A 20,422-nucleotide genomic window follows, 5' to 3' on the forward strand; every position below is an offset into this window, starting at 1 on the left:
GGTGCGGCTCTGGCCCATCCGGGCATTCCTGATACGCGCGATGGCCGTGTGTCCTTCCTTCTTAACGACCTCCTCATGCGGTCCCAGTGGGTGACGATTGAGGAGTATGCGGATTTACTCTACGTTTCGGCGCGGACTCTGTCCAATGACATGCGTCTGGTAGAGCAGAAACTCGCCCAATTTGACTTAACGCTCGAAAAGCGCCCACGCTACGGAATCCGCGTTGCGGGCGGGGAGTCACAACGGCGCCTGTGCCTGGCCTCGCTGGTGAGGCCCGTGTTGCCCGACACCGACGATGCAAAGCTCGCCGAGCGCCTGCGGGCCATCGCCGCATGTGTGGACGATGCCCTGACGGCCTCGCCCGTCACGGTGAGCTCGCTGGCATCCCGCAATCTCATCATGCATCTTTACATTGCTCTTGGCCGCATCGAGCAGGGCTGCTATGTCCCAGCTGCAGAATCGGACGTTCAAAAACTGGAGGGAACGCGCGAATACGCCGCGGCTTTCCAGATTGCCGCAAACATCAAGGATGCCCTGGGCGTGAGCATGCCCCGAGAAGAGGTTGCCTTTATCGCAATCCATTTGCTCGGCAGGGGCACGGGCGTGCCCGAGAAGGGCTCTGCCGTTATCTCGGACGAGATGTGGGAGATTGCTTCCGAGATGGTACGTGCGGTCAACGATGAGTTTAGGTTTGACTTTAGCGGCGATCTTGAACTTCGCATGAACCTTGCTCGGCATATCGGCCCTCTGGGCTATCGCCTTGAATATCACATGCATATGGATAACCCCATGCTGCCCGATATCAAGACGAGGTTTCCGTTGGCCTATTCGATGGCAGCTGGCACCTCGCAGGTACTCGAGCGTCATTTTGGCAGCCAGCCCTCTGATGAAGAGCTCGGCTACATCGCCATGGCATTTGCCCTGGCCCTCGAGCAGCAAGCCGACCAGCCGCGTCGCAAGCGCATCCTGATCGTGTGCGCCTCGGGAGCGGGAAGCGCCCGTATGCTCGAGCACCAGTACCGCAAGCAGTTTGGCATGTATATCGATTCGATTGAGACATGCGATGTCGCCCGCGTGGGAACGTTCGATTTTTCGCACATCGACTACGTGTTCACAACGGTGCCGCTCAACGTCAAGTTGCCCGTGCCCGTCCGCGAGGCCGATTTCTTCTTGGAGACGAGCGATGTCAACGCTATCCGCAAGGTGCTGAGCGACGACACTGCGCAATCGGACTCCGTAAGCTCTTTCTTTAGCCGTGCCCTGTTCTTCAACCGCGTTGAGGCGTCGTCGAAGCAGGCCGTTCTCCGATATCTCTCCGAGCGCGCCGTCGAGAGCGGCCGTGTCGATGCCCAGTTTGCCCAAGAGGTCGCCGAGCGCGAGAGCGCGAGTGCCACCTCGTTTGGCAATGGGGTAGCCATGCCCCATGGGATGCATCCCTTGAGCGCCGAGGCCTTTGTTACCGTGGGCCTGCTCGAACATCCCATTCTTTGGGACGAATACGGCCATGAGGTCGATATCGTCTTTATGGTGTCGTTTGCCCGGTCGGGCGGCGATGAGGCGCGGATCTTGAGCTCACTGCTCGCCGAGATCTTTATGGACCGCCAGGGGGTCGAGCGCCTACGCGAGCGCCGGTCCTGGCATGAGCTGATGGCGCTTGTGCAAGCGCATACGGCTTAAGACTTCTTTTGTCGATAACCCTGTCTGTCTACCTGCAATAAACCTCGAGGATTGCGGGCGGGAGATAGGCGTTTCGAATATTCAAGTACAAACCAAACATCACGGGAGAGGAGACCGTTATGGACGATCAGGGAACCGAGATGGTTTCGTTTCAGCTGGTCGCTGCGGCGGGAGAGGCACGCAGCCTTGCCTTCGAAGCCCTTGAAAAGGCAAAAGCGGGGGATTTTGACGCCGCCGCCAAACTCATGAAGCAGTCAAAGGATGCGGGAATCAAGGCTCACCACATCCAAACGCAGCTGCTTTCGACTGAGGCAGCGGGCGAGCATCTGTCGGTGGATGTGTTGCTGGTCCATGCTCAGGACCACCTCATGTGCTCCATGCTTGCTCAGGAGCTCGTGCAGGAGCTGATCTGCCTGTATGAGTGCACTGCAACCAAGAACGCCTAGCGGCGTGCGGTGACTATCCAACCAATCAATGCGAAGGGAATCCCTTATGAAGATCCTTCTTGTTTGCGCAGCTGGTCTGTCTACAAGCATTCTGATGAAGAAACTCGAGAAATATGCGGAGCAAAACGGCATCGAGCTCGATATCGATGCGGTGGGTATCGGCGAGTATCAGGAGACGTGCGCCAATTATGACGTGCTGCTCTTGGGGCCGCAGGTGTCCTACCAGCTCAACACCGTCAAGCAGGGGAGCGGTAAGCCGACCGCGGTCATCCCCGCACAGGACTACGGCATGGGCAACGCCGCCAACGTGCTGGCACTCGCCCAGTCGCTGTTGGGTTAGGAGGCGACCATGGAGAAGTTCATGACCCTGCTTCAGGAAAAACTGACCCCTATCGCCAATTTCTGCGGCACCGAGCGCCACTTTGCCTCCATGCAAAAGGGCTTTATGAGCGCGATCAGCTTCATCTTGGTATCTGCCGTCTTTATGATCCTCGCCAACCCGCCGGTCACGGCCGACCTGGTGGCGCAGGGCGGGTTCTGGTCCGTCTTTGGCCCTTGGCTCGATTTTGCGACGGCCAATAAGCTCACGCTGCTCATCCCCTTCAATATGACGATGGGCATACTGTCGGTGATCGTGACGTTCGCAATCGCATATAACCTGGCGGGCACCTACAAGATGCCCAAGCTTAACGCCGGCATGACCTCGCTGGTGATGTTCCTGATCGCCGCGGCGCCGTCGTCCTACTACCAGCTTGCTGACGAGTCCGTGCTCCAGGCGGTCCCCTGCACCTATCTGGGTGCGCAGGGCCTGTTTACCGCCATCATCGTTGCCTTGGTCTCCGTCGAGGTCACGCGCTTCTGCCAGACCAAGGGCATCACCATCAAGATGCCCGATGGCGTGCCGCCGTTTTTGTCCGAAACCTTTGGCGCCATCGTACCTATGCTCGCCAACATCCTCATCTTCTTTGGCGGCAACCTGCTGATCCAGATGATCGATCCCGCGCTGTCCATCCCCTCGGTTATCGAGAAGCTGCTCGCTGCCCCGCTTTCCGTCGCAGTTGACTCTGTGCCCGGCGCACTGCTTATCTGCTTCATGACGCTGCTGTTTTGGTGCTTTGGCGTCCACGGCAACATGATCGTAATGCCCATCACCGCCCCGGTCTCGCTTGCCGCCTTTGCCGCCAACGCCTCGCTCTATGCTGCCGGGCAGCCGCTTGAGTTCCACCCGGTGCTCATGTCGTTGGCCATCAACCTCATCGGCGGCACGGGTAATACGTTCTCTTTTGTGGCGCTCTGCGCGTTTAGGGCAAAGTCGCAGCAGCTCAAGGCATTTGGCAGGGCATCGATCGTGCCGAGCTTCTTCCGTATCTCCGAGCCCGCGATCTTCGGCGCGCCCATCATCTTCAACCCGATCCTCATGATTCCGTTTGTGCTAGGCGGCATGATCTCGGCCCTGCTGTATTGGGGTGCGGTCTCACTGGGTCTTGTCTCTAACTTCTACATCTTGGTGAGCGGCACGTTCCCCATCTTCGTTCAGGGCTTTGTCCAGTGCCTCGACCCGCGCATCTGGGTGTTTACGATCGTTTTGATCGTGGTCATGGCTGTGGTCTGGTACCCGTTCTTTAAGGTGTACGATAACCAGCTCCTGGCTCAGGAGCAGGAGAACGCCGCGGCAGCTTCTGCCGAGGATGCTGAGTAGCATGAGTTACTTTGACAGAACGTCTGCCGCCGGTATGCCCGAGGGCTTTTTGTGGGGTGGTGCTCTCGCCGCCAACCAGGCCGAAGGGGGCTGGAACGAGGGCGGCCGCGGCATGTCGCACTCCGACCTGATCCCACAGGGTTCCGACCGCTGGGATGTAATGTTTGGCAGGCAAAAGCCCGTGGACGATCCGGACAGGCTGTATCCATGCCGCTGGGGCAACGACTTCTTCCATCATTGGCACGAGGATGTCGAGCTTTTTGCCGAGATGGGCTTTAAGTGCCTGCGTCTTTCAATTTGCTGGAGCCGTATTTTTCCCACAGGGATGGAGGCCGAGCCCAACGGCGAGGGCTTGGAGTTTTACCGTCAGGTATTCGAGGCGCTGCGCGAGCATGGAATCGAGCCGCTTGTGACGCTGTCGCACTACGACTATCCGTTGGCTCTGGTCGAGCGCTATGGTGGCTGGCAAAGCCGAGAGATGATCGAGCGGTATGCGCACTACGTCGAGACCGTCGGACGCGCGTACCAGGGCCTCGTGCGTTATTGGCTTACGTTCAACGAGATCAACAGCGTGGCGCTGTCCTATCTCAACGCGGGTGTCACGCTCGAGGATGAGCGTGACCGTGCAGCCGTGACTGCGGCGTTCTCGCACCATATGTTTATGGCGAGCGCTCGCGCTGTCGAGATTCTGCACAAGATCGATCCCGCAAACAAGGTGGGTTGCATGGTCGCTGCCGGTGCGACCTATCCGTACCGTTGTGCGCCCGAGGACGTATGGCTTGCGTATGAGGAGGACCGCGGCCGCTACTTCTACACAGACGTGATGGCTGCGGGCGCCTATCCTGCTTGGAAGCTGCGTGCACTCGAGAAAGAGGGTGTTCACGTGCCCTTTGAGCCGGGCGATACGGAGTATCTGGCAGAGCATACGGTCGACTTCATCTCGTTCTCGTACTATTGCTCGCGCTTGGTGTGCGCCGATGATCAGGTGATCGCCGAGAAGGCGGAGGGCAACGTGTTCCCGACGTTGCGCAATCCGTACCTCAAGGATAAAGAGACTGCCTGGAAGTGGCAGATCGATGCGCTGGGTTTGCGCGTGACGCTTGCCGGCTACCACGATCGTTACCATCTTCCGCTCTTTATCGCCGAGAACGGTGTGGGCGGACTCGATGCGCTGGAAGACGGCAAAGTCCACGATGCGTATCATATTGATTACCTGCGAAGGCATATTCTTGCGCTGCGCGATGCAATTGTCGAGGACGGTGTTGACCTGATGGGATACACGCCGTGGGGCTGTATCGATTTGGTGTCGGCCTCGACGGGGCAGATGAAGAAGCGCTATGGCTTTGTTTATGTCGATGCCGATGATATGGGCAAAGGCACGTTCGATCGCTACCGAAAGGACAGCTTCTGCTGGTACCAAAAGGTCATTGCATCAAATGGCGAGGACTTGAGTTAACCCTTGCAAGCCTGCTGCCCCCGCGGCCCGTTTCGGCCGCGGGGGCTTTTGCTATTTACCTAGTCCCCGATGAGACCCTCATTCTGTGGGTAGTCATTGGGGACGTTCTTAAAAGACTAGTCATTTAAGTCTGTCCCCAATGACTGCGGAAACCCGGCACTTGGGGACGTTCCTTTTCTGCTGGCAGCTTGGAACAGTCCTTAAAGCCCGCATCAATCAACTGCGGAAAGCGCATTCCAGAATGAGCGTCCAACATGGGACATAGTTTCCCTTGAGGGCCTCAACCGGAAAATGCATCCCGGAATGTTGCCGGAAAGTGGAACGTAGTTTCCCAAACGGGCCGCTAACGGAAAGTGCATCCCGCTATTGAGCTCCAAAATGGGATGCGCTTTCCGTGTCGGCAGTTCCTGGCAGCCTGGGGCTACTCATTTAAGTCTGTCCCCAATGACTAGTAGTAGGCCCACATGGCTTCGACTTCGTTAAGGACCTCTACGGCGCCCCAACGGCGGGCGCTGCGGCTGGCCGAGTTGGGGTCGTAGACGCCAATCTGGTCGGCGTCGTCAATACCGTAAAGCACAATGTAGTGGCCCACGTTGGTAAAGGTGCCCGGCCGAACGGCGGCGATGACGGGCGCTCCCGAACGCAGCGCTTGAGTCATAGAGTCGCGATCGTTATGGAGCTCCGTTCCGTTAAGTCCCAACTGCCATGCGCCGCTCGTCATAAACGACCATTCGGTTGCACCGGTGGGGGCGTAATTGCCCGCCTCGGAAAGCGCGCACATATCGACGGGGGTCATATTGGTGCGTCCCGTCTTAAAGATGTAGACCATGGTGAGGCACGTGGGCCCGCAGGCATTTTGGCGGATGGTGCCGCCGGCGTAAGGCAGCTCCGACCACGCAGGGTCGATCTGATAGATATGGGGCATCGTGCCGGCTTGCCATTGCGAGCGCGGGGTCGAAAAGGCGAAAGAATAACCGGGTGCGACGGGGGCCTTGAGCAGCTTGTCCTCGGCGGTGGGCTCGAGACCGGCCGAACCGTGGGACATACAGGAGCTCATAAGCACAAAGACCAGACAGGTAAGGATAGAGCACAGTGCGAGGCGAAGTCGACGAGCCGGCAGGGCGGGGGCATTCGCGTGCGATGTCGAGCGGTAGGGCTTGCCGTCGCGTCCGCCTTGGGGATGCGAAAAGAAGCGGTTGATATGGATGCCGGGCTGACGTGCGCCGTTGCGGCGCAGTTGCGGAACCTCGGCCTGACGCTGTCGAGTGCGCGCGCCCAAGCGGCCATCTTGCTGCGCGCTTGTGCCCGTGCTCAGACGGCCACTCTGCCGCGTTCTGCTTGCCTGCTGCCGAGACGAAGGCCTGGGTTGCTCTTGAGGACGTTGCGGATTGCTGCTCGTGGCACTTCTGGGCGTCGGCGTGGTACGGCCAGCAAGGCGAACGCTTTGTCGCCGTTGATCACCGTCGTTGTATCCGTATGCCATTCGTACCGCCTTGTCTCATGTATAACCTGTCCATCCTACAAAAAAGATGTGCAACAAATGGGTCTGCGCGTCAAAAGCTCGGTAAACGGTACGAAAGGCGCAAAACACACGGCCTCAAAAACAACTCTATATGCGTCCGATGAGCGTACGCCCGTCGGACGGGCGGCAACAATGAGCGGCAAACCGTGCCGTTCGTCCCAAAAACGGCGCCGCTCGTTTTGCAGTTCTGCCTTCGGTCGAGCTACAAGCGGAGCTGCTGCGCCAAGGCCGTATCTTAAAGCCACGAAATAAAAGAGCGCGGCAAAACAGACCGCGCAAGGGGTGACGTCAAGGGGCGTCAAAAAGGAAAGGAGGGGAACAATGGCGGACAAGAACGCAGAAGTTGCAGTTGAGGATAACGGCGGCATGAAGAAAACGCTTTCGCTCTGGAACTTCTTCACCATCGGTTTCGGTGCCATCATCGGTACCGGTTGGGTTCTGCAGGTCGGCGACTGGATGGTCGTGGGCGGCGGTCCCGTTCCCGCTATGATCGCATTCCTCTTGGGTGCAATCTTCCTCGTGCCCGTCGGAGCTGTTTTCGGTGAGCTCACGGCTGCTATCCCCATCTCGGGCGGCATCGTCGAGTATGTCGATCGTAGCTTTGGCCGTACGCTGAGCTACATCACCGGTTGGCTTTTGGCCCTGGGCAACGGTATCCTGTGCCCGTGGGAGGCCATCGCCATTTCGACCCTCGTGTCCGAGATGTTCGGCAGCCTGCCCGGTCTTGAGTGGCTGCGCGCCGTCAAGCTCTACACCATCCTGGGCGCCGACGTTTACCTGTTCCCAACGCTGATCGCGCTCGGCTTCGCAGCCTACGTCATCTTCCTCAACTTCCGCGGCGCCAGCTCGGCCGCCAAGCTCCAGGCCTTCCTGACCAAGGCCCTGCTCTGCGGCATGCTGCTCGCCATGGGCGTCTCGCTGTTCACCGGCTCGCCGGACAATGCCATGCCCGTGTTCTCCCAGGTCACCGGCGCTGGCGGCGGCAAGGCCGCTACCGAAGGTGCCAGCCTGTTCGCCGGCATCGTGTCGGTCCTGGTTCTGACCCCGTTCTTCTACGCCGGTTTCGACACCATTCCTCAGCAGGCTGAGGAAGCAGCCGAGGGCCTCAACTGGAACAAGTTCGGCAAGATCATCTCCCTGGCCCTGCTGGCCGCCGGCGGCTTCTACATGGTCTGCATCTACTCGTTCGGCACCATCCTCGACTGGCATGAGTTTGTTAAGAGCCCGGTTCCCGCGCTTGCCTGCCTCAAGGGTATCAACATGCTCCTGTACCTGGCCATGCTCGTCATCGCCACACTTGGACCCATGGGCCCGATGAACTCCTTCTACGGCGCCACGAGCCGCATCATGCTCGCCATGGGCCGCAAGGGCCAGTTGCCCGAGCAGTTCGCCGAGGTCGACCCCAAGTCTGGCGCTCCCAAGCTCGCCTGCGTCGTTCTGGGCGTCATCACCGTCGTCGGTCCGTTCCTGGGCAAGAACATGCTCATCCCTCTGACCAACGTGTCGGCTCTCGCCTTCATCTTCTCCTGCGGCATGGTCGCCCTCGCTTGCCTGCGCATGCGCTTCACCGAGCCCGACCTGCCTCGTCCCTACGAGGTGCCCGGTGGCAAGTTTGGCATCTCCCTCGCTATCGCTGCCTGCGCCATCATCATCGGCCTGCTTGTGATTCCGTTCTCTCCCGCCTCCCTCAACATGGTGGAGTGGAGCATCGTGATCGGCTGGTTGGCTATTGGCCTGGCCCTCATGGCTTTCACCAATTCCCGCAAAAAGTAACGCCGAGCCGGGGCGGATCAGGTGCGCGGGCCCCTCTCTTCCGCGCACCGAACCCGGCGCCACTTGGGTAGCTTTGTGAGGCCTTAACCCAACACGGCCTCGCCCACTATATGGATCCATAAGGAGGAACCATGTCCACTAAGTATGCAATCGTTGGCGGCAAGCTCATCGACGGTACCGGTGCCGAGCCGGTCGAGAACTCCCTCGTTCTCGTCGACGACAACGGCAAGATCGAGTACGCCGGTGCTATGCAGGACCTTCCCGAGGGCGTTGAGGTTATCGACGCCGCCGGCAAGACCGTCCTTCCCGGCCTGATCGACACCCACCTGCACTTCTCGGGCAACTTGACCGACGATGACACCGACTGGGTCATGCAGCCGCTCCTCGAGAAGCAGGCCGTCGCCGTCAAGCAGGCCTACGACTGCCTCACCCACGGCCTCACCACCGTCTGCGAGATCGGCCGCTTTGGTATCCAGATCCGTGACTGCATCGACAAGGGCGTCTTCAAGGGCCCGCGCGTTCTGGCCACCGGCCTTGGCTTCTGCCGCGTTGCCGGCCACGGCGACTCCCACCACTGCAGCCAGGAGCTCAACAAGGAATCGCACCCCTGGGGCGATCAAGTCGACGGTCCTTGGGATCTGCGCAAGGCCGTCCGTCGTCGCCTGCGCGAGAACCCCGATGCCATCAAGATCTGGGCTACCGGTGGCGGCATCTGGCGCTGGGACTCCGGTCGCGACCAGCACTATTGCTCCGAGGAGATCCAGGCCGTGGTCGAAGAGGCAAAGATGGTCGGCATCCCCGTGTGGAGCCACTGCTACAACAACCACGCCGCTGCCTACGATTCCGTTCGTTTTGGCTGCGAGCAGCTGATTCACGGCTTCGATATCGATGAGCGTACCATGGACCTCATGGCCGAGCAGGGCACCTTCTTCACCCCGACGATCGCCTTCCTGCCCACCTGGTACGCCACCTATCCGCCCGTCTACGTTCCCGAGCTGCACGACAAGTACGAGGGCACCCTGGTCGAGAAGGAGCTGCAGCGCAACTACGACTGCCTGCGCGAGGCCAAGAAGCGCGGCGTCGTCATGACGATCGGCTCCGACTCCTTCTCCTTCGTCACCCCGTATGGCACCTGCTCCATCGAGGAGATGTACGAGTTCGTCGACAAGATCGGCTTCACCCCGGTCGAGACCATCACCTGTGCAACCCTCAACGGTGCCAAGATGTGCCACATCGAGGACGAGACCGGTTCCATCGAGGCCGGCAAGTGCGCCGACCTGCTGGTCGTCAACGGTGACGTCGCCGCCGACATCCACGTGCTCAACACCGACAACATGGACGTCATCATGAAGGACGGCTGGATTGTCGAGGCCGGCACCTTCGGCGAGGCAAACAAGTACAGCGCCTAAGCTACCGTTCATCGATGGCTTGATGTAAAACACAGTATTTGATTGCATAATGCAATGGAGAGGGTCGCTTGCGGCCCTCTTTATTGCTATGGGGTGCGTCAGTAAGAAGGAGATGACGGTGGATCTCAATAGGCTGATTCTGGGCAAGAGCTACAACTCTACCAAGGTCTTTCGTACCGCTCAGCATGTGGTTCAAGCCATCTTGCTCGGTATTGTCGTTCCGCTGCTTATCCTACTGCTCATCTGGGATCTAACCGATAATCCCAATCCCGTTCCGGCCGTTGTCGTCATTGCCGGCTTGGTCATGCTGTGCTTCTTCTTCTCGTACGTCTTTGTCGTTCCCGACGACCTTACATCGAGCGCAACCGACCGCACGCTCGCCATCGCTTCAAAAATATTCGCCTACACGTCGCGCGGCCTTACGCCCGAAGCTGCCCTGGGCGCCTCTAAGATCATCCTGTCCGAAACTATCGCCTCTGCCATCTGCTTTACCGACGGCAAACAGGTGCTGGCGAGCTGGGGCGAGGACTCGGCAAAATGCCCCGCGGGCACCCCGGTGGTACTGCGGACTACGCTCAACGTGATCAACAGCGGTGAGCAAAGCGTGTTCTCGCGCGATGCCTCGACCGAGACGGGTGGCTACTTTCCGCGTCTGCGCGCCGGTATTGTCGCACCGCTTACCGTGCGCGGGCATTGCGTGGGCACGCTCGAGCTGTATTATCCCCGTCTGAGCAGCATCGATATGCGCCAGACGGCGCTTGCCTCGGGCTTTGCCGACCTCATTTCCACGCAGCTTGCGAGCTTTGAGCTCGAGCGCCAGGACGAGCTTACGGCCCGCGTGGAGCTGCGCGCCTTGCAATCGCAGGTCGATCCTCATTTTCTATTCAATACCATTAGCACGATCGTGTCGCTCGTTCGAACCGAGCCCGACAAGGCGCGATCGCTGCTGATCGACTTCTCCAACTACTATCGTCAGACGCTTTCTGATTCCGATACGCTCACCACGCTCGAGCACGAGGTGGAACAGGGTACTCGTTATATCAATCTTATGCAGGCTCGTTATGGCGACGGCCGTCTGCGCGTCTCGGTCGATATCGACTTTGAGGTGCGCGACAGCCTGGTGCCGCCGTTTATCTTGCAGCCGTTGCTCGAAAACTGCATCAAGCACGCGCAGCGCGAGACCGAGCCGCTTTCTATTCATGTTAGGGCTTTCGAGACCGATGACGGTTTGGAGATCATCGTCGAGGACGACGGCATCGGTATGAGCGAAGAGGTCTGTGCGCATCTGTTTGAGCAACATCGCCGAGAGGAGCCCGAGAGCATTACCGCCGACGGCTCCGTCAAGCGAGGTTGCGGCCTGGCGCTCTTTAACGTACTTCAGCGCATCCATTTCTTTTACGGAGAAGATTCCGGCATGCGCGTGGAGTCCCAGGAGGGCGTGGGAACGCAGGTCATCGTCGAACTGAACGGCGAGCCGCATGAGCCGGCGCCGTTGACGGCGTAGCACGCGGTTGGATTGAGAGAAAAAGAGGGGAAGCACATATGTCCGAAGGCTGGAACATCTTGGTGGTTGATGACGAGCCTCCCATTAGGGCTGAGCTACGCTATCTGTTGGAAAAGGATACGCGTGTGGGTCAGATTGCCGAGGCGGGCAATGTCACCGAAGCCGTGGAGTCGATTCTGTCGAACAAGCCCGACGTGTTGTTTTTAGACATTACCATGCCCGGTCGCTCGGGAATTGAGCTTGCCGAGACGCTGCAGAACCTAAAGACGCCGCCGGTCGTGGTGTTTGTGACGGCGTTTGCCGAATTTGCCGCTGATGCGTATAACCTCGATGCGGTCGACTATGTCGTCAAGCCGGTCGAGGACGCACGCCTGTCAAAGGCACTCGACAAGATCGAGGCAGCCTTGGGTGCCCGTCGTGTTATCCACGCTCCGCGCCAGCCTTTGCGTCTGACGGTGGACCGCGGGGGCAAAAAGGTGTTCATTCCCGCCGCAGACGTCTGCTACTTTGAGGCGCGCGCCGATTTTTGCAACGCCATCTGCGCCGAGGGAACGTACCTGATCAATGAGTCGATCTCTTCGCTCGAGCGTCGCTTGGACTCCGAGGGCTTTATTCGCGTTCATCGCAGCTACCTGGTCAATTTGGAAGACGTGCACAATGTTGAGATTGGCTCCACGGGGTTGATGGAGCTCAGACTCGACCGCGTGAACTCGACGGTGCCGGTGTCTCGTCGTCGTGCCGCCGAGGTCAAGTCGCACCTGGGGCTTGCGTAAGAGGCTTGCGTGCCGTCGTTTACCATCGCAGGTTTGGCATGGGCGCGCGGTGGGCATAATGGGTGGCATCGAATGAAATCGAAAGGATCATTATGCCCGCGCTTATCACCCATCATCTGTTTGGCGAGGAAAGCATCGACCGTCTTCCGCAGGGCGTCATCACGTCCGATGAAGAGCGCATTGCCTTTATCTTGGGCAACCAAGGCCCCGACCCGTTTTTCTTTCACATTCTGACACCGCGTGTTTCCGACTGCACGCTGCTGGCGCAGGTCATGCATCGGTCGCGCATGTCTCGCCAGTTCGCGTGCCTGCGCGACGGCGTGTCGCATCTGCTGCCGCGCGACGCCAGCTTGGGTCGCGCCTTTGCGCTGGGCCTGCTGTCTCATTACGTGCTCGACCGCAACGCCCATCCTTTTGTCTATGAGCAGCAGTTTGGCATCGTGGAGTCCGATTCAGAGCTTGAGAACTCGAGCAGTCAGGTCCATGCCGTGATCGAGAGCGACCTGGATGTGCTGATGCTGCAGCTTAAACGCGATGGCGCTACGGTCGACGATTATCCGCCGGCGGGCGAGATCGTCACCACCGATCGCATCAATCGCGTGGCCGGCGTGCTGATGAGCTATGTTGCCGGACGCGTGTACGGCATTGACATTCCGGCAGGGGAGTACGGTGCTGCCGTTGCCAATATGCAGCGACTTTACCGCGCGATTGAGCCGGCCGGCTCCGCAAAGACGCGCGCGATCTCGCTGGTTGAGGGCTTGGTGCACGACTACTCGCTGCTCGACGGCCTTGCCCATCGCGTGACGACGAAGCTGCCCGAGCGCACCGGTAACCTGGGCCATCTGACATGGAAGAATCCCTTTACCGACGAGGTCTCGAACGAGAGTTTCCCCGAGGTCTTTGATCGCGCGCTGGTCGATTACGAGTGCACGGTCGCACGTTTCATCGAGACTGGTGACATGGATGCCGTGACCAGTCACGTCAACTACAGCGGTCGCGTGCTCGAAGCCGATGAGGAGTTCGACCGCGAGGAATAGGGCCCGTGCGTGCCCCTTTGCCGAATCCTTACCGGCGGTTCTGGACAATTGGGGTACGATGAACTAACTGCATATCGGGCGAATACGAAGGGTCCCTGTCCATGAAATACACCAAGCTCGAGCGTAACTGGGTTATGTATGATGTGGGCAATTCGGCCCTCGTGCTGCTCAATACCTCGGTGGTGCCCATTTACTTTAACGCCATCAATACCGGCGCTTCTTCGGCCGACCTGGTGGTCGCCTGGGGCAATGCGCAGACGATCGCCTCGCTGGTCATCGCCATGCTCATGCCCATTCTGGGCGCGCTTGCCGACTACGCCGGCAACAAGATCAAGTTCTTCTTGGGCTTCTTCCTCACGGGCCTGGTGCTTTGCCTGGCGCAGGCTATCCCAATGTCCGCCATGGCATTTTTGACCGTGTACGTGCTGTGCACCATCGGCCTTAACTCTTCTATGACGTTCTACGATGCCATGCTGCCCGACATTACCACCGACGAGCGCATGGACGCCGTGTCCAGCTCGGGCTATGCCTGGGGCTACATCGGTTCCACCGTGCCGTTCGTCATCTGCCTGGCGCTCATCATGGGTGGCCCCGCTCTTGGCGTCCCTACCATGCTGGCAACGCGTCTGTCGTTTATCATCACTGGTGCCTGGTGGCTCATCTTTACCCTGCCGCTCATTCGCACCTATAAGCAAAAGTACGGTCGCGAGCGCGGTCCCGAGGACACTATCGGCCACATCGTGGGCGGTGTGTTCTCCGAGGTCGGACACACCATGCGCGAGATCGCCCACAACAAGACCGTGCTGGTCTACATGATTGCGTTCTTCTTCTATATCGACGGTGTGCACACGGTCATTTCCATGGCTACCAGCTACGGCTCGGCTTTGGGCATCGATTCGACGCAGCTGGTGCTGGCGCTGCTCGTTACGCAGTTCGTGGCCTTTCCGTCCGCCATCATCTACGGCAAGCTCGCCGGACGCGTGGGCACGCTCAACATGATCCTGGTGGCAGTCGCCGCCTACATGGGCATTGTGCTGTTCGCCGCGTTCTTCCTAAAGACCGCCTTTGAATTCTGGGTGCTTGCCATTATGGTCGGCCTGTTCCAGGGCGGCGTGCAGGCGCTTAGCCGTAGCTACTTTGGCCGCATTATCCCCAAGGAAAAGTCCAACGAGTACTATGGCTTCTTTGACATCTTCGGTCGCTATGCAAGCGTCATGGGCACTTTCCTAGTGTCGGTCGTCACCTCGCTGACCGGCAACCCGTCGCTGGGCGTCCTTTCCATTGGCGTGCTGCTGATCGTTGGCTTTATGCTGCTGGTCCGCCTGTCCCGCATGACTCGGGCGGCAGAGCATGCCGCATAGGAGCGAGCGGCTATTGTGCCTGTCCACGGTACTCTTTTGGGGTTATCCGCAATAAACATTGCGACTTGCGAGCAATGATTTGCCCAAGTGGGTATGATGGAATCAGCTAGGTCGCGGGGCGTCGCCTGTGTTTGGCGGCGTCCCGTTTTTGTGTTGCAGGGAGGGTAAGGCATGAACGCCACGGTCGTGATTCCAACGTATTGGGCGGGCGATGACGCTTGCGCAAACGCCCCTGGCACCTATGACCATTCGACGCGACTCAACGCCGACAATCCCGAACTCGACCGCTGTCTGGCCTCGCTTGAGCAGGTACGTGACATCCCGCGCATCATCCTTTTGGTGGTCTGTCCCGTTTCTGCCACAGCCGATGTGTCGCTGCGCGTGCACGAGATTGTCGACGCGCATCCCACGCTCAAGGTCACCGTTGTCACCAACACCCAGGCCTCGCGCATTGCAGACCGGGTTGCTCAGATCGCGCCCAAGGGTTCGGGCGAGTGCGTGAGCCTGCGAGGCTACGGTGCCATCCGCAACATGGGGCTAGCCTGTGCCGCTGTGCTGGGGCATGACGCGGTTATCTTTTTGGATGACGATGAGACTGTCATCGACGCCGACTTTATGAAGCGCGCGACCTATGCGTTGGGGCAGCAGACGCGTCAGGGCTTGCCGATCTTGGTCAAGAGCGGCTATTTCTACGATCGCGACGGCTCGCCGCTGGCTCCCACGGACAAGGCGGGCATCTGCCATCGTTGGTGGACCAAGCGCATCGAGTTCAACCGTTGGATGAAAAAGGCGCTCTCGGGCACCCGCATCTCGCGCTCCAACTACGTGTGCGGCGGCCTGATGGCCCTGCACGCCCGCGCCTTTACGCGTGTAGCCTTTGACCCGTTTATCACCCGCGGCGAGGACTTGGATTACCTCTTTAACATGCGCATGTTTGGCTACGACGTGTGGTTCGATAACGAGTGGACCGTGCGCCATCTGCCTCCGGAGTCCGAAAAGCGCTCACCGCGCTTTATGCAGGATGTATACCGTTGGTACTACGAACGGGCCAAGTTGACATTCGCCGCGCATCAAAAGGAGCTCATTCCCGTTACGGCGGCATCGCTCATGCCCTACCCGGGCCCGTGGATTTCGCGCGAGCTCGACGACCGCGTGCGCAAGACCGCTATGGTCCGCAGCGTGTTTACCCGCGAGCATGAGGGCTACCTGCGCATTTGGCGCCATGGTATCGGCGAGGCAAAGGCCTATGCGCGCCAAAACGCTGCAAGCTACCTGCGTTTCCAGAGCTTTTGGCCCAAGATCATGGACGGGCTTTGGCGTGACGCACAACTGATCAGTATCCTGGAGGGGGCCGAATGATCGACCGCCGCGCCCAGCGCGATAGTTCAATATCAATCTTTCGCATCATTGCCGTTGCCTGCGCCATTTGCGTGCTGGTGTACTTTATTTTTGCCTTGGTGACCGGTATCGAGCCGATCGCCACGGTGATTGCCTGCGCGCTGCTGTGCATCTTTCTGTGCATCTTTATCTTTTTGACGCTCAATCCCGATTCGGTGCGCTCCCAGTACACCGAGGAGACGCTCTCGGTGGCCTCGGCCATGCTCGAGGACATTAAGGGCGGTCTGACGCAGGAGTCGGCGCGTTTGGTGTGCCGGCGCATTTTGCCCGAGACGCGCGCCATGACGGTGGCCATCACCGACGAGGGCAACGTGTTGGCCTGCGCGGGCGAGTTTGAGGAAAAACTGCTGCCAGATTCTCCCATCCACACGCTTGCCACACGCTACGTTATCGAACATGGCATCGTGCAGTCGTTCAACCGTATGGTGGATGTCGTGGGCTCGGACGGCTCGCACAACCAAGTCCCCGCTGGCATTATCGCCCCCATCAAGGTGGGCGATCGTACCGTCGGCACGCTCAAGTTCTACTACAAGACCCCGCGCGCCGTCGACCGTACCCAGTACGCGCTTGCCTCGGGCTTTGCCGAGATCTTGTCCACACAGCTCGCCATCCACGAGCTCGAGGTGCAAAAGGAACTCACGGCGCGCGCTGAGGTGCGTGCGCTGCAGGCGCAGATTAACCCGCACTTCCTGTTCAACACGCTGAACACCATTGCATCGTTTACGCGCACCGACCCGCTGCGGGCCCGCGAATTGCTTCGTGAGTTCTCATCGTTCTATCGTGCCACGCTCGACAACTCGGGATCGCTTATTCCGGTCTCGCGCGAGGTTGCACAGACCAAGCGCTACCTTACCTTTGAGAAGGCCCGCTTTGGCGAGGACCGCGTGCTCGCGACGTTCGATGTGTCCGAGGACGTGGAAGATACGCTGGTGCCGGCGTTCGTGATCCAGCCGATTGTCGAGAACGCCGTACGTCATGGTATGGGCGATGACGACGCCCTGAGGATCGACGTGACCGTTCACCAAGACGGCGAGGATGCAATCTTGATTGCCGTGGCCGATAATGGCGTGGGCATGGATGAGGGTACCGCCGCCAGACTGTTTGACGAGCGCTCTGCCCGTCCCGACGCCAGCTCTCCCCAGGGTGGCGGCGCCGGTGTGGCCATGCACAATATTTCGGAGCGCATCCATCGCTTTTATGGGCCGCACTCCTATACGCGTGTCGAATCGGCGCCGGGCAAGGGCACCAAAGTGCTCCTTCATCTTGATTTGTCAGAGAGCATCTTCGACATTCAAGAGTAAAATAAAAGGCTACGGGCTCAACGTCATGCGACGGATGCCCGGCGTAGTTAGTTGACGAAAGGTTTTATCCCTATGCTGCGTGCGATGATTGTGGATGATGAGGCGCCGGCTCGCTCGGAGCTTCGCTTCCTGCTCGAGCAAACGGGCAAGATCGGCACGATCACGGAGGCGTCGAGCGTCCGCTCCGCCATCGAGATGCTTATGGAAAGTCGCGTGGATGTCGTGTTTCTCGATATCTCGATGCCCGGTGCCTCGGGCCTGCAACTTGCCGAGGCGCTGCATAAGCTCAAAAATCCGCCGGCGATCGTGTTTGTGACTGCGTATAGTGACCATGCGGTCGAGGCATTCGACGTGGATGCCGTCGATTATCTGATGAAGCCGGTCGAAGAAGCTCGCTTGGATCGCGCGATCGAGAAGGTCATGCAACGCGCCAAGCCGGTTACGGACAGCAAGGTGACCATCGAGCGTATCCCGGTGGAAAAGGGCGGCCGCAAGGTGCTCATTCCCGTGGACGACATTCGCTTTATCATGGCTAAGGACGATTACTCCTGCATCTATACCGTCGATGATCGCTTTTTGTCGACGACCTCGCTGGCACAGTTTGAGGCCAAGCTCTGCGACTTTGGCTTCTTCCGTGTTCACCGCCGCTATATCGTCAACTTGGCGTGCGTCACGGATGTGGAGACGGTGCCCTCGGGCGCCATCCAGCTGGGCATTACGGGCGTCGACGAACGCGTGCCGGTTTCGCGCCGCCGCGTCGTGCCGCTCAAGAAGGCTCTGAGTCTCTAGCACACTGGCCCCGCAGCCCTGTAGACCCATCGTCTGCGGAGCCGTGGGGCCTTTTTTGTATGTATCTGCCGAATCGTTTTTTGCGGAAGGGATCCCATGAACAGTGCAAGCGCCAAGCGCATCGACATCATCTCGGACACCCACGGCTATCTTTCGCCTGCGCTCCTGGATGAGCTTGAGGGCGCAGACCTGATTATCCATGCCGGTGACCTTACGTCGGAGATGGACTACGAGCACCTATGCACTATCGCCCCCGTGCGGGCCGTACTGGGTAACAACGATTACTACCGCGACTACGGCCCCGATGTAGACCGTCTTGCGCTCTTTACCTACGAAGGCCTTAAATTCGCCGTAGCCCACTACCGCGAAGACCTTCCGGTGGGATCCGTAGACGTAGCCATCAACGGCCACACCCACGTAACCAAAGAAGCCCAAGTGGGCCGCTGCTTAGTCCTCAACCCGGGCAGCGCCAGCTACCCCAGAGGCACCCGAGGCCCCACCATGGCCAGAATGCTAGTAAAAGACGGCAAGATCATAAGTACCAAGTTTATTGACCTAGACTAACCGCAACAAAAACGGGGGATGCACAATGCGTCCCCCGTTTTTCTTTAAGCCAAAGGCCGAAGTTCAACAAGATCCATCAGACCAACCCCGCCGAAGAGCACGCGGGCTAGCCGCGCAGCGGCGCACGCCCGCAAAACTGGTTGAATAATGTGACGGCAGGGAGGGTCTCCGGGGCTGAGGGCGGGGGTTAAGTTTGTCGCGAGTTCCGCACGCAAAGGAAAGCACTTAATGTGCTTTCCGTCTTGCGCAGGACTGTAGAGCAGCAAACTTAACCCCCGCCCTCAGCCCCGGAGACCCTCCCGGATGGCCCCGAAAAATTTTTTCAAAAAAGTTGTTGCGCGCCGGACAGACTTCTGTGTATACTAATCCCCGCAGCGCACGCGAGCGGAAACAAACGCGAACGTCTGCCTGGGGAGTTAGCTCAGTTTGGTTAGAGCGCCGGCCTGTCACGTCGGAGGTCGCGGGTTCGAGCCCCGTACTTCCCGCCAACGCAATTAAAGCCACGTCTTCGGACGTGGCTTTTTGCGTTTGATGTACTTTATTTCGATAGAACGATCGCCCTGGTGCATCTTCGCCCAGAATCCCCACGCCTTCGGGAACGCAAGTAAAATCTAATAAGTATATCTGTCTGAACAACAGCTTTGTTGCGCAACACCTGTTCAACGAGACAGGGGGTTAGGTTATACTAAATTGCACTGTGCGCCGCATTTGATGCATTTCGCTCCAAGCGCGGCACTCAGTGGATATCCGATTTACCATTTGGATGTCTTGGCGGTCATTTAGCGTCTCGACACAAGCTCGGCCCCGGAGCTCGTTCGAGCTGTTCGTATTCCTTGAAAGGGGAAAAATGGACATATCGAGGAAGACTGATTACGCCCTTCGTATGCTGGTGATGCTTGCCGAGGATCCGGAGCGTTTGCTTTCTGTTCGCACCGCTGCCGAAGAGGTCAATGTCCCGTATTCGTTTGCCCGCTCGATTCAGCACGGTTTGGTCCAGGCCGGTATTGTGGAGAGCCTGCGTGGCGTCCACGGTGGCATGCGTCTCAAGGTCAGTCCGGACGATGTTACTATCCGCCAGGTCGTCGAGGCCGTTCAGGGCCCTATGGTTATGAACGATTGCACCGCGCCCGATGGTGACTGTGCGCGCATGGGCACGTGCTGCTATCATCCCCTGTGGGCCGGAGCCCAGGCGTTGATGCGCGACTACCTCGATTCCGTTTCGCTCGGCGACATCGTCGCTCACCGCCAGTTCCCGGCCGTCGATCCCAAGTTCGCCGACCGCGAAGCGTTTCCCGGGTACGCCACCTGCGCGTGCGCTTACCGGGAGGAATAGCGCCGCATAAGGAGCATAGCCATGATTCAGGACCCCTTTCGTTCGATGATTCGTTCGGAAGGGGTCCTGCGTTATCGCGACCTTCCGTGGCGCCGTACGCGTGACCCGTACATCATTTGGCTTTCCGAGGTCATGCTGCAGCAAACACAGGTGCCGCGCGTTGAGACGCGTATGCCGGCGTGGCTCGATCGCTTTCCGACCGTGCAGGCGCTTGCCCAGGCCGCACCTTCCGATGTTTTGGACGCTTGGCAAGGGATGGGCTACAACCGACGCGCTCTGGCGCTCCACAATGCCGCTCAACGGGTCGTAGGGGATTGGGGCGGGGAGTTTCCGCGTGAGACGCGTGACTTGGTCGCCCTGCCTGGTATTGGCCCGGCAAC

At 59.2% G+C, this 20,422-nt stretch carries 17 protein-coding genes, 1 tRNA gene and 1 pseudogene; 18 read left to right on the forward strand and 1 reads right to left on the reverse strand.

Going from position 1 to position 20,422, the window contains the following annotated elements:
* From AB5405_RS07385 to AB5405_RS07405, 5 genes are all read left to right on the forward strand, one after another.
* A partial coding sequence (locus AB5405_RS07385) for a BglG family transcription antiterminator (RefSeq protein ID WP_368138052.1) occupies positions 1 to 1,677 on the forward strand: 1,677 nt, incomplete at its 5' end.
* A 119-nt stretch (positions 1,678 to 1,796) separates the two neighbouring features.
* The gene (locus AB5405_RS07390) at positions 1,797 to 2,123 is read left to right on the forward strand and encodes a PTS lactose/cellobiose transporter subunit IIA (RefSeq protein WP_117648559.1); all 327 of its coding nucleotides are present in this window, start codon (positions 1,797 to 1,799) and stop codon (positions 2,121 to 2,123) included.
* Between the two features lie 46 nt (positions 2,124 to 2,169).
* Positions 2,170 to 2,463, forward strand: a complete 294-nt coding sequence (locus AB5405_RS07395) for a PTS sugar transporter subunit IIB (RefSeq protein WP_117648560.1) — start codon at positions 2,170 to 2,172, stop codon at positions 2,461 to 2,463.
* A gap of 9 nt (positions 2,464 to 2,472) precedes the next feature.
* Complete coding sequence (locus AB5405_RS07400; RefSeq protein WP_117776361.1) at positions 2,473 to 3,822, forward strand: PTS sugar transporter subunit IIC; 1,350 nt, start codon at positions 2,473 to 2,475, stop codon at positions 3,820 to 3,822.
* 1 nt (position 3,823) lies between these two features.
* Positions 3,824 to 5,278, forward strand: coding sequence for a family 1 glycosylhydrolase (locus tag AB5405_RS07405; RefSeq protein WP_267489792.1), 1,455 nt, complete (start codon positions 3,824 to 3,826; stop codon positions 5,276 to 5,278).
* 448 nt (positions 5,279 to 5,726) lie between these two features.
* Here the strand turns inward: AB5405_RS07405 and AB5405_RS07410 are convergent, their stop codons facing one another.
* Positions 5,727 to 6,557: a C39 family peptidase gene (locus tag AB5405_RS07410; RefSeq protein ID WP_368138053.1), complete on the reverse strand. Its 831-nt coding sequence runs from the start codon at positions 6,555 to 6,557 to the stop codon at positions 5,727 to 5,729.
* Positions 6,558 to 7,121: 564 nt separating this feature from the next.
* Here AB5405_RS07410 and AB5405_RS07415 point away from each other — a divergent pair.
* The 13 genes and pseudogenes from AB5405_RS07415 to AB5405_RS07475 form a co-directional block, all read left to right on the forward strand.
* Positions 7,122 to 8,573, forward strand: a complete 1,452-nt coding sequence (locus tag AB5405_RS07415) for an APC family permease (RefSeq protein WP_368138054.1) — start codon at positions 7,122 to 7,124, stop codon at positions 8,571 to 8,573.
* 131 nt (positions 8,574 to 8,704) lie between these two features.
* Complete coding sequence (locus tag AB5405_RS07420) at positions 8,705 to 9,982, forward strand: metal-dependent hydrolase family protein (RefSeq protein WP_117633809.1); 1,278 nt, start codon at positions 8,705 to 8,707, stop codon at positions 9,980 to 9,982.
* Positions 9,983 to 10,094: 112 nt separating this feature from the next.
* Entirely contained in the window at positions 10,095 to 11,486 is a 1,392-nt protein-coding gene (locus AB5405_RS07425; RefSeq protein ID WP_368138055.1) for a sensor histidine kinase, read from the forward strand.
* Between the two features lie 38 nt (positions 11,487 to 11,524).
* Entirely contained in the window at positions 11,525 to 12,259 is a 735-nt protein-coding gene (locus tag AB5405_RS07430; protein ID WP_055285284.1) for a LytR/AlgR family response regulator transcription factor, read from the forward strand.
* 92 nt (positions 12,260 to 12,351) lie between these two features.
* A complete protein-coding gene (locus tag AB5405_RS07435) occupies positions 12,352 to 13,296 on the forward strand; it encodes a zinc dependent phospholipase C family protein (RefSeq protein ID WP_368138056.1) in 945 nt (314 codons plus the stop codon).
* A gap of 101 nt (positions 13,297 to 13,397) precedes the next feature.
* Entirely contained in the window at positions 13,398 to 14,657 is a 1,260-nt protein-coding gene (locus AB5405_RS07440; RefSeq protein WP_006235159.1) for an MFS transporter, read from the forward strand.
* 171 nt (positions 14,658 to 14,828) lie between these two features.
* Entirely contained in the window at positions 14,829 to 16,016 is a 1,188-nt protein-coding gene (locus AB5405_RS07445; protein ID WP_117803913.1) for a glycosyltransferase, read from the forward strand.
* Entirely contained in the window at positions 16,013 to 17,356 is a 1,344-nt protein-coding gene (locus AB5405_RS07450) for a histidine kinase (RefSeq protein WP_055310084.1), read from the forward strand. Before AB5405_RS07445 ends, AB5405_RS07450 begins: the two co-directional genes overlap by 4 nt.
* A 72-nt stretch (positions 17,357 to 17,428) precedes the next feature.
* On the forward strand, positions 17,429 to 18,145 hold the full coding sequence (locus AB5405_RS07455) for a LytR/AlgR family response regulator transcription factor (RefSeq protein ID WP_006235156.1): 717 nt from the start codon (positions 17,429 to 17,431) through the stop codon (positions 18,143 to 18,145).
* Between the two features lie 96 nt (positions 18,146 to 18,241).
* Positions 18,242 to 18,709: a YfcE family phosphodiesterase gene (locus tag AB5405_RS07460; protein ID WP_117821523.1), complete on the forward strand. Its 468-nt coding sequence runs from the start codon at positions 18,242 to 18,244 to the stop codon at positions 18,707 to 18,709.
* A 410-nt stretch (positions 18,710 to 19,119) separates the two neighbouring features.
* Positions 19,120 to 19,197, forward strand: a tRNA-Asp gene (locus AB5405_RS07465).
* A gap of 359 nt (positions 19,198 to 19,556) precedes the next feature.
* Entirely contained in the window at positions 19,557 to 20,042 is a 486-nt protein-coding gene (locus AB5405_RS07470; RefSeq protein WP_368138057.1) for an RrF2 family transcriptional regulator, read from the forward strand.
* Positions 20,043 to 20,063: 21 nt separating this feature from the next.
* Positions 20,064 to 20,422: pseudogene (locus AB5405_RS07475) on the forward strand (HhH-GPD family protein); the annotation flags it as partial.

The organism is Collinsella aerofaciens, assembly GCF_040920445.1.
GTDB lineage: Bacteria > Actinomycetota > Coriobacteriia > Coriobacteriales > Coriobacteriaceae > Collinsella > Collinsella aerofaciens_BH.

Excerpts from the sequence above, each read along its gene's own strand:
- AB5405_RS07390 (WP_117648559.1), top strand. The coding sequence starts at position 1,797 with ATGGACGATCAGGGAACCGAGATGGTTTCGTTTCAGCTGGTCGCTGCG.
- AB5405_RS07395 (WP_117648560.1), top strand. The coding sequence starts at position 2,170 with ATGAAGATCCTTCTTGTTTGCGCAGCTGGTCTGTCTACAAGCATTCTG.
- AB5405_RS07400 (WP_117776361.1), top strand. The coding sequence starts at position 2,473 with ATGGAGAAGTTCATGACCCTGCTTCAGGAAAAACTGACCCCTATCGCC.
- AB5405_RS07405 (WP_267489792.1), top strand. The coding sequence starts at position 3,824 with ATGAGTTACTTTGACAGAACGTCTGCCGCCGGTATGCCCGAGGGCTTT.
- AB5405_RS07415 (WP_368138054.1), top strand. The coding sequence starts at position 7,122 with ATGGCGGACAAGAACGCAGAAGTTGCAGTTGAGGATAACGGCGGCATG.
- AB5405_RS07420 (WP_117633809.1), top strand. The coding sequence starts at position 8,705 with ATGTCCACTAAGTATGCAATCGTTGGCGGCAAGCTCATCGACGGTACC.
- AB5405_RS07425 (WP_368138055.1), top strand. The coding sequence starts at position 10,095 with ATGACGGTGGATCTCAATAGGCTGATTCTGGGCAAGAGCTACAACTCT.
- AB5405_RS07430 (WP_055285284.1), top strand. The coding sequence starts at position 11,525 with ATGTCCGAAGGCTGGAACATCTTGGTGGTTGATGACGAGCCTCCCATT.
- AB5405_RS07435 (WP_368138056.1), top strand. The coding sequence starts at position 12,352 with ATGCCCGCGCTTATCACCCATCATCTGTTTGGCGAGGAAAGCATCGAC.
- AB5405_RS07440 (WP_006235159.1), top strand. The coding sequence starts at position 13,398 with ATGAAATACACCAAGCTCGAGCGTAACTGGGTTATGTATGATGTGGGC.
- AB5405_RS07445 (WP_117803913.1), top strand. The coding sequence starts at position 14,829 with ATGAACGCCACGGTCGTGATTCCAACGTATTGGGCGGGCGATGACGCT.
- AB5405_RS07450 (WP_055310084.1), top strand. The coding sequence starts at position 16,013 with ATGATCGACCGCCGCGCCCAGCGCGATAGTTCAATATCAATCTTTCGC.
- AB5405_RS07455 (WP_006235156.1), top strand. The coding sequence starts at position 17,429 with ATGCTGCGTGCGATGATTGTGGATGATGAGGCGCCGGCTCGCTCGGAG.
- AB5405_RS07460 (WP_117821523.1), top strand. The coding sequence starts at position 18,242 with ATGAACAGTGCAAGCGCCAAGCGCATCGACATCATCTCGGACACCCAC.
- AB5405_RS07470 (WP_368138057.1), top strand. The coding sequence starts at position 19,557 with ATGGACATATCGAGGAAGACTGATTACGCCCTTCGTATGCTGGTGATG.